Origin of the sequence: Streptomyces sp. NBC_01450, assembly GCF_036227505.1 — a bacterium.
GTDB lineage: Bacteria > Actinomycetota > Actinomycetes > Streptomycetales > Streptomycetaceae > Streptomyces.
The window spans coordinates 10,329,866-10,343,015 of record NZ_CP109480.1 but is presented as its reverse complement, the minus strand read 5'-3'; the positions used below and the strand labels follow the sequence as shown (position 1 = coordinate 10,343,015).

General features: G+C 68.3%; 11 protein-coding genes. 7 read left to right on the top strand and 4 right to left on the bottom strand.

Annotation, left to right across the window (positions count from 1 at the left end):
• Positions 1-249 precede the first annotated feature (249 nt).
• A complete protein-coding gene (locus tag OG568_RS46135; protein ID WP_329535928.1) occupies positions 250-1,503 on the top strand; it encodes an MFS transporter in 1,254 nt (417 codons plus the stop codon).
• Positions 1,504-2,006: 503 nt separating this feature from the next.
• Here the strand turns inward: OG568_RS46135 and OG568_RS46130 are convergent.
• From OG568_RS46130 to OG568_RS46120, 3 genes are all read right to left on the bottom strand, one after another.
• The gene (locus OG568_RS46130; RefSeq protein ID WP_329535927.1) at positions 2,007-3,287 is read right to left on the bottom strand and encodes a TolB family protein; all 1,281 of its coding nucleotides are present in this window, start codon (positions 3,285-3,287) and stop codon (positions 2,007-2,009) included.
• 122 nt (positions 3,288-3,409) lie between these two features.
• A complete protein-coding gene (locus tag OG568_RS46125) occupies positions 3,410-4,066 on the bottom strand; it encodes a TolB family protein (protein WP_329535926.1) in 657 nt (218 codons plus the stop codon).
• A complete protein-coding gene (locus OG568_RS46120) occupies positions 4,009-4,758 on the bottom strand; it encodes a TolB family protein (RefSeq protein WP_329535925.1) in 750 nt (249 codons plus the stop codon). Before OG568_RS46120 ends, OG568_RS46125 begins: the two co-directional genes overlap by 58 nt.
• A 629-nt stretch (positions 4,759-5,387) precedes the next feature.
• On the opposite strand from OG568_RS46120, the gene OG568_RS46115 reads away from it, so the two are divergent.
• The 3 genes from OG568_RS46115 to OG568_RS46105 all read left to right on the top strand — a co-directional run bounded on the left by OG568_RS46115 (position 5,388) and on the right by OG568_RS46105 (position 7,714).
• Positions 5,388-6,371: a Dyp-type peroxidase gene (locus tag OG568_RS46115; protein WP_329535924.1), complete on the top strand. Its 984-nt coding sequence runs from the start codon at positions 5,388-5,390 to the stop codon at positions 6,369-6,371.
• A 22-nt stretch (positions 6,372-6,393) separates the two neighbouring features.
• Entirely contained in the window at positions 6,394-7,191 is a 798-nt protein-coding gene (locus tag OG568_RS46110; RefSeq protein ID WP_329536631.1) for a family 1 encapsulin nanocompartment shell protein, read from the top strand.
• 139 nt (positions 7,192-7,330) lie between these two features.
• Positions 7,331-7,714: an NUDIX hydrolase gene (locus OG568_RS46105; RefSeq protein WP_329535923.1), complete on the top strand. Its 384-nt coding sequence runs from the start codon at positions 7,331-7,333 to the stop codon at positions 7,712-7,714.
• Between the two features lie 107 nt (positions 7,715-7,821).
• Here OG568_RS46105 and OG568_RS46100 read toward each other — a convergent pair whose 3' ends face one another.
• Positions 7,822-8,193, bottom strand: a complete 372-nt coding sequence (locus OG568_RS46100) for a thioesterase family protein (protein ID WP_329535922.1) — start codon at positions 8,191-8,193, stop codon at positions 7,822-7,824.
• 389 nt (positions 8,194-8,582) lie between these two features.
• Here OG568_RS46100 and OG568_RS46095 point away from each other — a divergent pair, with 389 nt between their 5' ends.
• The 3 genes from OG568_RS46095 to OG568_RS46085 all read left to right on the top strand — a co-directional run bounded on the left by OG568_RS46095 (position 8,583) and on the right by OG568_RS46085 (position 13,062).
• Positions 8,583-9,812: a glycosyltransferase gene (locus OG568_RS46095; RefSeq protein ID WP_329535921.1), complete on the top strand. Its 1,230-nt coding sequence runs from the start codon at positions 8,583-8,585 to the stop codon at positions 9,810-9,812.
• Positions 9,813-9,996: 184 nt separating this feature from the next.
• Positions 9,997-10,623 (top strand): DUF1345 domain-containing protein, encoded by a 627-nt coding sequence (locus OG568_RS46090; RefSeq protein ID WP_329535920.1) that lies wholly within the window; start codon positions 9,997-9,999, stop codon positions 10,621-10,623.
• Positions 10,624-10,671: 48 nt separating this feature from the next.
• Positions 10,672-13,062 carry an FUSC family protein gene (locus tag OG568_RS46085; RefSeq protein ID WP_329535919.1) on the top strand — a complete coding sequence of 797 codons (2,391 nt, stop codon included), beginning with the start codon at positions 10,672-10,674 and terminating at the stop codon, positions 13,060-13,062.
• The last annotated feature ends 88 nt before the right edge of the window (positions 13,063-13,150 follow it).

Genomic DNA, 13,150 nt, shown 5'->3' with positions numbered 1-13,150 from the left:
GCCACGACCGGACTGCTTCTGAAGCGGCCGCCGCGGCGGGGACCCGGGTCCACTCGCATCCGGCGTCCAGCATCTTCCGTAGAGCAAGTCCGCTCGGCACAGTACGCGAGTGACCCAGGCAGGCACCGAGGGACGCCGAGCGCGGGCTTGGCCGCCGGCGGGTTGGCTCGCAGCCGTTCTTGAGCGGGATGTCGGCCCTTGCCGCTCAACAACTGCGGTGCGGAAGTGCTCCGCTGATACGGTCCGATCATGCCGCGTCTGGTCGATGTCCCTGGGTACATACGCTTTTGGACCGCCTCCGCGGTCTCGGCCTTCGGTTCGCAGGTAACAGGGCTCGCCCTACAGATCCTTACCGCCGTCACGTTGAGTGCATCCGCCACGCAGGTGGGCCTGGTGAACGCGGCCCGCTGGGCTCCCTACCTGCTCTTCGGCCTCGTGGCCGGGGTGCTGGTGGATCGTTGCCGACGCAAGCCGATGATGGTGGCCATGGATCTGGGCAGGGCCGCCCTGCTCGGCGTGATTCCCCTGTTGTATGCGCTGGACCGGTTGAGCATCGCCACACTGTGCGTATGCGTCTTCGCCTTCGGGGTGCTCTGTCTGTTCTTCGACGCGGCCAATCAGTCCTATGTGCCGCGGCTGGTACCCAAAGAACTTCTCAACGCGGGGTATGCCCGTATGGGTCAGGCCGACGCGGTGGCCGGATCGACCGGGCCGCTGATCGCCGGAGTGCTGATCAAGTTCGTCGGCGCGCCGCTCGCCGTGCTCGTGGACGCCGTCACCTATCTGATGTCAGGCCTGCTGCTCACCTCGGTACAAGCCCACGATCCCGTTCCCGATCGAGGCGCGCGGCGCAGCCTTGGCAGGGAGCTGCGTGAAGGGGTGGCCTGGGTCTACCGTCATCGCACGCTTTCGTCCATCGCTCTGACCTCGCACGCGATGCTCCTCTTCAACACCATCGTGAGTACGGTCTTCGTGGTCTACGCGCTGCGTGAGCTGAGGATCGGGGACTTCGGTCTGGGAGTGACCTACGCCTGCGCGGGGCTCGGTGCGGTGCTCGGTGGTGCACTCTCGGAGCGGGTGTCGCGGAAGCTGGACGTCGGTGCCACCTTGATCGCGTTCCGCGTCGTCGCCGCCGTCGGCTGGCTGCCGCTGGTCCTGGCTGAGCGTGGGGCGTGGGGGCTGTTCTCGGTATCGCTGGCCTTCTTTCTGGTGTCCTTGGCGATCTCGATCGAAAGCCCGGTCGAGTTGAGCTATCGCCAGTCAGTGACGCCCGACCGACTGCGCGGACGGATGAACGCCACCATCCGCTCGTTCAATTGGGGGATGGTGGCGGTCGGGGCGCCGGTGGGCGGATTGCTCGCCGACCAGGTCAGCTATCGGTTCGCTTTGTGGGTGGGCCTGTCTGGAGCGGTCCTTCAGGCACTCGTACTCGCGGTGTCCCGCACGCGGGAGGCCCGCGCCGCCGATGAACTCGAGCCTTTCACGGCAGCTCAGGGCTCCTGACGGATTGAGGTCCATGGGGAGTTGCCGAGGCACCCTGGAGCTCGCCACGATCATTCGATGCTCCCCGATCCAGGTGGGGCCCTGGCCCGAGATGACGTTTTCGTACGGACGGCCGTGGCGGGCGACAACAGGGCGCTGGCAACCGTAGTCCACAGCGCGTGGACCTGGGACGTGGGCCCGGTGCCACTCGCACCGCGGGAGCGACCATTCTCCTGTGGACATGTTCAGCAGGTCCACGACTTCGATCTCCCACGGCTTGCGTCCGACCGTCCCACCAGTCGCCTCGCACCCCCAACTCGCGCCGTGGCAAGAGAACAAGCGATTGGTCCGGCCGGACGGCAGCCGATGGCTGTTCGGCGTCCGCCCGCGCCGGTTGATCGGGCAGGAAGACCCGCTCAAATTCATCGCAGCGGCGAAGGCAGCCGTGGCATGCGGCCGGCGCCGCGCGGTGGTGGCAGGGTTGCGCCCACATGTGTCGTGGGGCTGGATGCCCTGTCGACCCATCAGCTCGTGCGGGATACCGTGAAGACGTCGGTGGTGTCATTGGTGTCGCCGCGGACGAGGTTGGTGGCCGCCGAGGAGAAGGCGATCCGGTGGTCGCTCAGCGACGTGGAGCCCACCGCGGGCCTGTCCGCCTCGGTGCCGTCGGCCGCCACGCTCACCCGCTCGACCGCGCCGGTCCTCAGGTCCTTGACGAAGACGTCGGCGAGGCCGTTGGTGTCGCCGGGGACGAGGTTGGTGGCCGCCGAGACGAAGGCGACGCGGCGGCCGTCCCCGCTCAGACTCGCGGCGGAGCTCACCCCGTTGGCCTGGGTGCCGTCTGCCGCGGTGCTGACGCGCACGGTCGTCTGGTTCTTCCGGTCGAAGGCGAACACGTCGGTGGCATTGTTGTTGTCGCCGGGCACCAGGGAGCCGACGTTGGACGAGAAGGCGAACATCCGGCCGTTCGCGCTGATCGACGAGCCGAACGAGCTCTCCTTGTAGACGAAGCGGGTGGGCCGGCTGATCTGCTCCGTCGTGCCCTTCAGCCGGTCGCGGACATAGACGTTCCTGGCGTGCGTCCAGTCGTGGTTCGGGTCCAGCTGGTCCGCCGTCTCGAAGGCGACCTGGCGGCCGTCGGCGCTGAGCGACGCCGAGAGGGAGTCGCCGTCGCCGAGGGCCCCGTCTGTACGGTACTGGACCAGTTGGTTCTTCCCCGTGCGCCGATCGTGGACGATCACGTCGTCCCGACCGTTGGTGTCGCCGGGCGCGGCGTCCGGGGTCGCGGTGGTGTACGCGACGACCCTGCCGTTCGCGCTGATGGCGGGCGAGTAGTTCAGCCGGTTGCGGGGCGGGGCGTCCGGGTGGCCGTGGCTGATGCGCTCGGTCCGGTGGGTGCGGCGGTCGTAGAGGTAGATGTCGTCGAGGCCGTTGTCGTCGTCCTTTGTGAGCGCGGCCGTGGTGGCCAGGACGACGTCACGGCCGTCGCCACTGAGCGCCACGCCCGTCGCCGGGCCCTCGGCGACGCGCTGGGTACGGCCGGTGCGCAGGTCGTGCACGAAGACGTCGGCGACTCCGTTCGTGTCCCCCCGGACCAGGTTGGCGGCGGACGAGACGAAGGCGATGTAGCGGCCGTTCGCACTGAGCGCGGGTGCGACGGAGGGGCCGTCGGCCTGCCGCCCGTCGGTGGCGACGCTGGCCCGGGTGGGGCCGGGTGAGGAGTGCTGTGCGGCGGCCGGTAACACGGTGCCGGCGAGAGCGGCCACCACGGCGGCGCTCAGTGTGGTGCGGCGTGCGAAATGCATGGAAGGTCCTCCTGTTGTTCCGTCCAAGTGCCATGTCGGTCTGTGCGTATACCTCTGTTGTTCCGTGCGAGTCAGTTCCTTTCCTTTCTGGTCCCTCCAAGTCCCATGCATGACGGAGCAGTTCAGCGAAGGCGACGCACGAAGCCGTCGTAGTGACCGTTGGTGTCGTCGGGGACGAGCTGCGCCGATTCGCTGCCGAGGCCGATGCGCCGGGCTCCTGCGCTCAACGAGGCGACCGCCACGGGGACGTCCGAGACGGGCCCACCGACGACGGACTTGCTGACCAGACGCGTGGTGCCGGTGCCCAGGTCGCGGAGGTAGACATTGGCCGGCCCGAGCCGCCCGTCCGCCAGACGGGGATCCGCCTGATAGGCCACATACCGCCCGTCCGGGCTGAGCAGGGGCTCGCGCGCCCGGTCCTCGCCGGCGGGACCGGCATTGACCCGCCGGGTGACACCCTTGCGCAGGTCGCGGACGTAGACGGTGGAGGCGGTACTGGGGGTTTCACCTGGGACCAGTTCCTCATCTCCCCAGTAGTCGAATGCGATGGTCCGGTCGTCCGCGGAGAACGAGGCGGGCATCGCGTACCGCTGTACCGGGGTGCCGTCCGGCTTGACGTTGACCTGTTCCTCCGTGCCGGTGCGGCGGTCGTGCACCCACGTGCGACCGTACGAGCTGCGCGGCACGAGCTGCGTGTACGCCACGTAGCGGCCGTCGGCGCTCAGACCCTGCAGGAGCGCGGGGTTGTCCGGGCGGTCCCGGTTGGTGATCCGCTCCACGACGCCGGTGTGGCGGTCGAGGACGTACACGGCTCCGAAGAGGTCGCCGGGGTCTCCATCCGGTCGGCCTTGGCGTTGAAGGCGATGTAGCGGGCGTCCGCCGACATCGTGGCGCCGGCCGCGAAGGCGGAACCTCCGTCGAGGGCGACGCTGATCCGCTCCGTGGCGCCGGTTCGCCGGTCGTGCAGGTAGATGTCGTCGGCCGCGGTGTTCGTGGGCGGGTTGTCCCAGCGGACCAGGTTCCTGGCGTTGGAGCGGAACAGGATGTACCGCCCGTCGGCACTGATGGCCTGCGCGGACGACTCGCTGTCGGCCTGCGCGCCGTCCGAACTGACGCTGACCCGCTCGACGGTCCCCTTGCGCAGGTCGCGCACGAACACGTCAAGGAAGCCGTTGGTGTCGCCGGGCACCAGGTTGGACGCGTACGCCGCGAAGACCGCGAAGCGGCCGTCGGCACTGAATCGCGGTCCGTACGAGTCGTCGTCGCCCTGCTCCCCCGTCGCCGACAGTGTGACCCGCTCGGTCTCCGGCTTCGGCGCCGAGGTGGCCGACGTGGCCGACGTGGCCGACGTGGCCGACGTGGCCGACGTGGCCGACGTGGCCGACGTGGCCGACGTGGCCGACGTGGCCGACAGTGCGACCATCGCCCCCGTGAGCACCGCGACGGACACCCCGCGCATGGTTCTGAACACGATTCCCCCTGTGTTTCCCCGTTGACGCATCTCCCCCGGCCCCGCGCCGAGGGCTCTCTTCGAGGCAAGCGCACCATCACGCACAGGGTCAATCCCCAGAATTGAGTACAACTCGGGCGCAACATCAGACGTCCGCGAGGAGACCCTCGTCCAGGACGTCCCGCAGATGGCCGAAAACCCACGCCCGGTCCCCCGGAGGCCGAACGCCACATGGATGGAGACACTTCGGGGCGAGGATCCGGGCACTTCGCAGCAGAGTTGACGAAGCCATGGCCCTCGCCAACGAACTCCTCGCCGTCGGCCTCTCCGTGGGTGAGCGAGTGGAGGATGCCGTGGCTCTCCGGTTACCGCGGACTGGCCCGTTGGTTACCGCGGACTGGTCCGTTGCCCGTTGAGAAAACCTCACTGCCGACTTGAACCCGACGGCCGCGAGATGTAGTCAATTCTTGAAGCAGAGGCGAGATTGGCGCCTTTGCGAAAGTCGGCCGGCAGAAGGCCTCGCGTATCGCCCAGCCGACGGGGCGCGGCGCGGTAGCGGATGGGCTGATCCAATCCTAGTATTTATTTTGTTTCCTCACCTATCCTGCTGAGCGTAGCGCCATAGCCACGACAAGTAGGAGGCAGGCTCCGTGGTTGAGTCGCAGTTCGTGATCGCCCCGCCCGCCAAAGCCGCCCTGTTCCTCGTGTGCACCATGGCACCCGGCGGCGAGCCCGCTGTTCGCGACCTGCTCCAGGATGTGGCCGGGTTGCGGCGATCGGTCGGTTTCCGAGCTCCGGATGCGGAGCTGAGTTGCGTCGTCGGCATCGGCTCCGCCGCATGGGACCGGCTCTTCGAGGGACCCCGCCCGCGCGATCTGCATCCCTTCGTGGCGTTGGCGGGCTCCCGGCACCGAGCCCCGTCCACCCCTGGTGACCTGCTCTTCCATGTGCGAGCGCACCACATGGATCTCTGTTTCGAACTGGCCCAGTTGATCGGCGAACGCCTCTACGGAGCGGTCGCCGTGGTGGACGAGGTGCACGGTTTCAAGTACTTCGACGAGCGCGACCTCCTCGGCTTCGTCGACGGCACCGAGAACCCCGAGGGTGACGTCGCGGCCGACGCGGTGTTCATCGGTGACGAGGACCGCGATTTCGCGGGCGGCAGCTATGTGATCGTTCAGAAGTACGTGCACGACCTCGCCGCCTGGAACACGTTGCCCACGCAGGAACAGGAGAAAGTCATCGGCCGCACAAAACTGGCGAACGTCGAAATTCCGGACGACATCAAACCACCGGACTCTCATGTCGCGCTGAACACCATCACCGACGCGGAGGGAAACGAACGGAAGATCGTCCGCGACAACATGCCGTTCGGCAGCATCGGACAAAGGGAGTTCGGCACCTATTTCATCGGCTATGCGCGCACTCCGGAGGTCACCGAACAGATGCTGAGGAACATGTTCCTCGGTGACCACCCCCATTCTCACGATCGCATCCTCGACTTTTCCACGGCGGTCACCGGCTGTCTGTTCTACGTACCCAGCGCCGATTTCCTCGACGACCCACCCGCCGCGCCCACCGGCGCGCCGACGACCGAGGGCTCCCTGGGGATCGGCAGTCTCAAAGGAGCCTGATCACGTGTCCACGCCCAACGGTATGAGCAACCTGCACCGCGAACTCGCGCCGATCACGCCCCAGGCATGGGCACAGATCGAGGAGGAAGCCCGCCGCACGTTCCAGCGCAACGTGGGGGGCCGTCGTGTCGTGGACGTCACCGGACCCGATGGTCCCGCGCTGGCCTCGGTCGGCACTGGCCATCTCGCCCGCATCGAAGCGCCCGGACCGGGCGTCACCGCGCTCCTGCGTCAAGCCCAGCCCCTGGTCGAACTGCGCGTCCCCTTCAAGGTCGGTCGCGACGCGGTGGACGACGTCGAGCGCGGCTCGAACGACTCCGACTGGCAACCGGTCAAGGACGCGGCACGCGCCATGGCCTTCACCGAGGACCGGGCCGTCTTCGAGGGGTACGAGGCAGCGGGCATCGACGGGCTGCGCAGCCGTACCTCCCATCCGGTGCACGGCCTGCCGGCGGAGACACGTGACTACCCGGATGCTGTCAGCCGCGCGCTGACGACCCTGCGTCTGGCCGGAGTCGCCGGCCCGTATTCGCTGCTGCTGGGCGCCGACGCGTACACCTTGGTGAGCGAGACGTCCGATCACGGCTATCCGATCACGGAACATCTCAGTCGGATGCTGGACGCCCCGCCGATCTGGACGCCCGCGATCAACGGCGGTTTTCTGCTGTCCACACGCGGTGGGGACTTCGAACTGCGACTCGGTGAGGACCTCGCGATCGGCTACACCGCGCATGACGCGAACGAGATCGAGTTGTACTTCCGCCAGAGCCTGACCTTCCTCGTGTACACCGACGAGGCCGTGGTGGCACTCCGCTCATGACAGAACGGCAGCCGAGCAGCGCGCGGCCGGCACTCGCCCGTGCGGCGGTACCGCGTGAACCGGTGCGGCCAGGGTAGGAAAGGGGGCTCGGACGGGGCCGGTCGGCCGGTCGCGCGAAAGGGAGAGGGGCAGTTGGGCCATGGCACTGGAGCAGGCTGACCGGGGTGTGGTGGACGCGGTCGTCGTGTACGACGGACGTCTCCTGATGGTGGCCGCGCAGGACGGCTGGGGGCTGCCGTCAGGCGCTCCGCAGCCCGCCGAATCGGCGGAGGCCGGCGCGGCGCGCCTCGTCTACGAGCTCACCGGGTATCTGGTCGACGGCTCATCGGTTCTACGGCCGCGGGGAGCGACTCGAGATGACGTCGCACGGCCTGCCGTGGTGTGCCAACTGTTGAGCCAGTCCCCCTCGGCGGAGGCGCGACTCACCCCGGAGCGGATCCGCTGGGCTCCGTTCGCCGAAGCCATCGACGCGGGGCTGCCCGAAGCCGTGCGCGACTACCTCAAGGGCCATACACCCGTGTAGTGGGTGCGGTCGTCGTGGCGTCTCTGTCCGGCGTGGGCACGCCTTGGCGGACAGCGCTCCGTATCGATCACCGCTCGTATTGATCACCGGTCCATATCGAGGACCGATCAGCGGTGCGTCTCACGGCCGAGTGCCCGCGCGAGGAATCGCCGCCGATCGACGATCACCCGGTCGATCTCTCCCGCCGCCACAAGCTCTCCGGAGCCGTCGAGTACTCGCAGGAGGAAAGTGAGCCGTCCGCCTGCCTCGGCGGCAGGCGGTTCGGCGATGACCTCCACCCGACCGCCCACCGGCGTGGCACGGAAGTGCTCGATACGCACCGCGGTCCCGACAGAGGTCTGACCCGTTCTGGTGAACGGCGCGGCGGCCTGCACGGTTGCCGCCTCCATCCACGCGATGAGCCTCGGAGTGGACAGCACAGGCACGTCACCGCTGCCCACCGTCACGGCGGTATCGGCATCGGTCACTTCATGACGCATATCGCTACGCTAACTCCCCAGTGCGACTACTCGCACTTACGGGAACCGTCACCCGGTGGCTTTATCAAGATCGGTTCCTGTTTATAAGTCACGCTGTTCCGTGACATGACGCGAAGCCCTCCGGTGAACTTTTCTGGATACAGAATTTCTCAGGCATGCTCACTCCGTGAACGTGCCGGAGTCGACATACCACTGCGCATGGCCAAGCAGCCCGGAGATTTCCGCGTCGCCTTCGATGGAGAGGTTCCCGTCCCGTAGAGCTCACGACACCCCCCGTCCGCTCACGCGCGGGGCCAGTCCATCGTGGGAGATCTGGGGCTTGCGGCAAGGCCCGGGTCGTGCCGCAGAATCGCCGGCCGAGGCCACAACTTACGGAAACGGGAGTCCGGATGCGTGTGTTGTTGACGACGTATGGGTCGCGCGGGGACGTCGAACCGCTGGCGGGACTCGCGTTGCGGTTGCGGGAACTCGGCGCGGAGGTGCGGGTGTGTGCCCCGCCGGACAAGGAGTTCGCGGAGCTGCTGGCCGGGGTCGGCGTGCCGCTGGTGCCGATCGGCGAGCCGGTGCGCCCGATCATGCACGGGGCGACGCCGCCGCCGGCGGCGGATCTGTCCCGGCGTCGCGTCGAGTTGGTCGCCGCGCAGTTCGACACGGTCGCCGCGGCGGCCGAGGGATGTGACGCGCTGGTGGCGGCCGGCTTGATGCAGGTCGCCGCGCGGTCGGTGGCCGAGAAGCTGGGTATCCGCTACGTGTACGCGAGCTACCAGCCGGTCGCCCTGCCGTCGCCGCACCACCCGCCTTCGCAGCGTCCGGGCTGGCCGTTACCGCCGGAGTTGGCCGACAACAGGGCGCTGTGGGACCTGGACGCCCAGGGCATTCAGGAACTGTTCGGCGCGGCACTCAACGAGAACCGGGCGTCGATCGGCCTGCCACCGGTGGCCGACGTCCGCGACCACGTCTTCACCGACTGCCCGTGGCTGGCGGCGGACCCGGTCCTGGGGCCGTGGCAGGAATCGGCGGACCTCGACGTCGTGCAGACCGGCGCGTGGATCCTGCCCGACGAACGCCCGCTCCCCGCCGAGCTGATGGCGTTCCTGGACGCCGGCGCACCGCCGGTCTATGTGGGCTTCGGCAGCATGCGCGCTCCGAAGGACGTCGCCCGGGCGGCCATCGAGGCCATCCGCGCGCAGGGCCGCCGCGCGGTCGTGGCCCGCGGCTGGGCCGACCTGGCCCTGATCGACGACCAGGACGACTGCTTCGCTGTCGGCGAGGTCAATCAGCAGGCACTGTTCGGCCGGGTGGCCGCCGTCGTGCACCACGGCGGCGCGGGCACCACGACGACGGCCGCCCGGGCCGGCGCGCCCCAGGTGGTCGTACCCCAGATGGTGGACCAGCCGTACTGGGCCGGCCGGGTGGCCGACCTGGGCATCGGCGCGGCACACGACGGCCCCGCTCCAACCACCGAGTCCCTGACGGCCGCGCTCAGGACGGCCCTGACCCCCGAGACCCGGGCACGAGCGACCGCCGTGGCCGCCACGGTCCGCACCGACGGTGCGACGGTGGCCGCGAAGCTGCTGCTCGACGCGGTCAGCGGGGAAAGGCCGCCCGTGTCCGCGTGAACCACGCGGACATGTCGAGCCAGGTTCCGGCTTCCCGAACTCGGCGACAGTCTTCCGGAGGGTCCACGAGTCGTCATCCACGATCCCAGGCCGAGCACTCGCACCCGGCCTGATGCCATAAGCCCCTGACCCCGCTCTTGCCGTGCCGAACAGGTACGACCCACTACCGTTGTGGCTTGTGAGCGTGAGCATCCGTTTGTCGCTTTCCGCAGTCCCACGGCTCGCCGCCGCAGTCGCCGTCGGAGCGGCGGTCGGCGTGGCCGTCGGCTTATCGAGCGACACACCGCTGGCCATTCTCTCGGGTATCGCCGCGACCCAGACATTCTTCGTCGTGGTCGGCTGGATGGTGCTGTGGCCCATGGACGCCGTCGCGACCCGCCGTAACGCCCGACGCGAGGATCTGCGCCCCCTCGCCGAGGAAATCGTCGTCGTCACGGTCGCTCTGTGCGGCCTGGTCGGCATCGTGGTATTCCTGCTCGGCAACTCCGACAGCGGCCACGCCGCGATGGCGCTGCTCGGCGTGTTCATGGCCTGGACGGCACTGCATCTGATGTACGCCACCCGCTACGCGTACCTCTACTACCTGCCTTCCGCGGGCGGAATCGATTTCAACTCCGACCAGCCGCCGGCGTACAGGGACTTCTTCTACTTCAGCTATAACCTCGGTATGACCTACCAGGTCTCCGACACCGACGTCTCAAGTGCGACGATCCGCTCGATCGTGCTACGGCACACACTGCTGTCGTACGTCTTCGGCACCAGTATTCTGGCCACCGCCATCAACCTTTTCGCAGGAATCCTCGTTCACTGATCTCGAAGAAGTCCGCTGGGATACCGCACTTCCACATGACGGACAACGATGCCCCACCGTCACCGCACCGATTCTCCCGCCTCAGCCGCCGCCGGCCCGGGATCTTCCGCCGCACGGCTGACGCGCGTGCTCTCGCCTCGTGGCTCGCTCACCCTGCACCAAGTGGACGGAGCGCTCCTCTTCGCGCTGCGCGCGGCGCTGGCCATGGCACTGCCCGCATCGGCGTTGGTGTTCTCCGGACGTACCGCGCTCGCCGTCTATCCCATGCTGGGCGCCTTCACCACCACATTCGGGCGCAACCTGCCCTACCGCCGTCGCGCCCGCGTCCTCGCCGCGACCGCGGTGGCCATGACGATGTGCGTCGGCTGCGGTGCGGCGCTCGCCGCGCTGACCGATCCACGAGCGGGAGGTTTCGGCACTGCCGTGGTGATCGCCGCGATGGCAGTGACGGCCGGCCTGGCGAAGTTCCTCTGCGATGCGACGCGGCTCAGTGGCCTCGGCGCCGTGCTGATGCTCTTCTCGTTCGCCGTGGCGGCCAACGGCCCAGCCGTCGGTCTCAGCGACGTGCTCGCCCAGACAGGGCTCGCCGCAACGGGGGCTGTCACGGCCTGGGGACTGGCTCTGGTGGGTTGGGCCGTACACCCGGACCGTCCGCAGCGCCTCGCGGTGGCGGTGGCCCTGAGAGAACTCGCCGACCTGCTTGAACCGGGCGGAGGAGCCGGTGGAGCGCGGCACACACGACACCGGGCAACCGCCGCTGTCCTCCAGGCGTACCAATCGCTCGGCCTGAGTCCCCTGACAACCGGCCGGCGACGCGGCGAGCGGAGCACGACCTGTGTCCTTCTCGCCGACCTGGCCTGGTCACTCCTGATCACCTCGGCACGCCAGCGGACGCCCGATGCCACGACAGCCCGGTATCTGCATGCGCAGGCCCGGCTCCTGACCCTCAGGTACCGCCGCCTTCCTTCCCCTCTGCCACAGCTGACGTCCCTGTATCCCCTGTACGGCGACGCGGCAACCGCCCGTCCGGCAGAGGCCGATCGCGCGTCTCGGCGCGCCGCGGAACTGGCGGTGGGGACCGGTGCCGGCAGCCCGGGTCATGTCGCGGTGCTTGTCGTCCCCGCGCTCCGGATGGCCATCGGCACAGGCATGGCAGGAGGACTGGCCGCGTTCCTGAGCTTTGGACACGGCTACTGGGCCGCACTCTCCGCAGCCGCCGTACTGCATTCGGTCAACGTCCGTGCCACCTTGCAGCGTGCCTTGCAACGCACCTTGGGCACGGCAGCCGGGCTCTTGATCGCGTTCGGCGTGCTGGCGACGCACCCGCCGCCGACAGCTCTCGTCGCCCTGATCGTGGTCTTCGAGTTCCTGCTGGAATACACCGTGGCCCGGAACTACGGCCTCGGCGTCGTCTTCCTCACCCCGCTGGCACTGCTGATGAGTGACCTGGCCTCCCCGGCCCCGATGGGAACGCTCGTCTACGACCGGACGCTGGGCAGTGTCCTCGGCATCCTCATCGGTCTGGCATGTGCGCTGCTGGTGGTCCATGGGCGTCCGGCGGCGCGTGTGCACCGAGCGCTGGCCGTGTGCGACGAGGCGTCCGAACGTGCCGAACAGACACTGGCCGACTCCGCCGCCGTATCGCACCCTGCCGTTCAGACACAGCTGGCCGCAGCGGTGGTGGAATTGCGCGAGGCGGACGACGCCGCCGCCGGGGAGTTGTACGCGGCAGATGTCGACCCCGCCGAACTGGCAGCGGCGGAGCAGCGCGCCTATGCGCTGCTCGAACACCTTCATCAAACAGTCGGTCGCCATGCTCTTTATTGCCGTCCGTGCCGAACTCGTGCCATGACCCCCGCGCATTCGACCGGCGCGAACGGCACCACCCTGTACTACGGCGGCCTGGACGCACCCCACGTGCTCGACATGTTCGTCGAGTTGCGCGACCGGGCCAGCCGCCGCGTGGCGGACAGCCTTCTCGGCACCATTCGTCGAGCGGCTGACGCAGGAAACCTCGTCGCGAAGTTTCATTTCGCGGGGACCATCGACGACACGGTGGGCGGCAGCGGTTCTCAGCGTGCTCTGAGCGCGCTGGCAGCGGCGAGCGACATGGGGCAGCGAAAGTTCTTCGACTATTTGGCGACGCTTTTCGCTGCCCAGCCGTTTCCCCCTGCTGATGATCAATTCGCCGACGTCTCGGTGTTGCTGTCCCTTGCCGACAAAGTGCGCGGACTGAGGAACGCCGAATTCGACAGAAAGGTCACGGACGACACGTATCTCACCTGGGCCGGAGAAGTGATCGGGGATTTCGAATCCTTCGGCGTGGTGGGAACACCCGTTGTCCGGTACGACGACGAGGTCATTCCTGTCGTGAAACCCGAGGGAGGTCCCGCCATCACCCCCCAGGAGTTCTTGAACCGGCTCGGGCCGTCCCGCTGAACGGCGGACCGCATGCCAACCACGGGGTCCGTCCGAGCAAGTGGCCCGTTTGAGCGAGCCACGAGATGGTTGTAGCGTTTCCACATAC

Bases quoted from the DNA above. Each gene is read 5' to 3' on its own strand.
- OG568_RS46130 (WP_329535927.1), bottom strand. From the start codon at position 3,287: ATGCATTTCGCACGCCGCACCACACTGAGCGCCGCCGTGGTGGCCGCT.
- OG568_RS46100 (WP_329535922.1), bottom strand. From the start codon at position 8,193: ATGCGTCATGAAGTGACCGATGCCGATACCGCCGTGACGGTGGGCAGC.
- OG568_RS46095 (WP_329535921.1), top strand. From the start codon at position 8,583: ATGCGTGTGTTGTTGACGACGTATGGGTCGCGCGGGGACGTCGAACCG.
- OG568_RS46105 (WP_329535923.1), top strand. From the start codon at position 7,331: ATGGCACTGGAGCAGGCTGACCGGGGTGTGGTGGACGCGGTCGTCGTG.
- OG568_RS46135 (WP_329535928.1), top strand. From the start codon at position 250: ATGCCGCGTCTGGTCGATGTCCCTGGGTACATACGCTTTTGGACCGCC.
- OG568_RS46085 (WP_329535919.1), top strand. From the start codon at position 10,672: ATGCCCCACCGTCACCGCACCGATTCTCCCGCCTCAGCCGCCGCCGGC.
- OG568_RS46110 (WP_329536631.1), top strand. From the start codon at position 6,394: ATGAGCAACCTGCACCGCGAACTCGCGCCGATCACGCCCCAGGCATGG.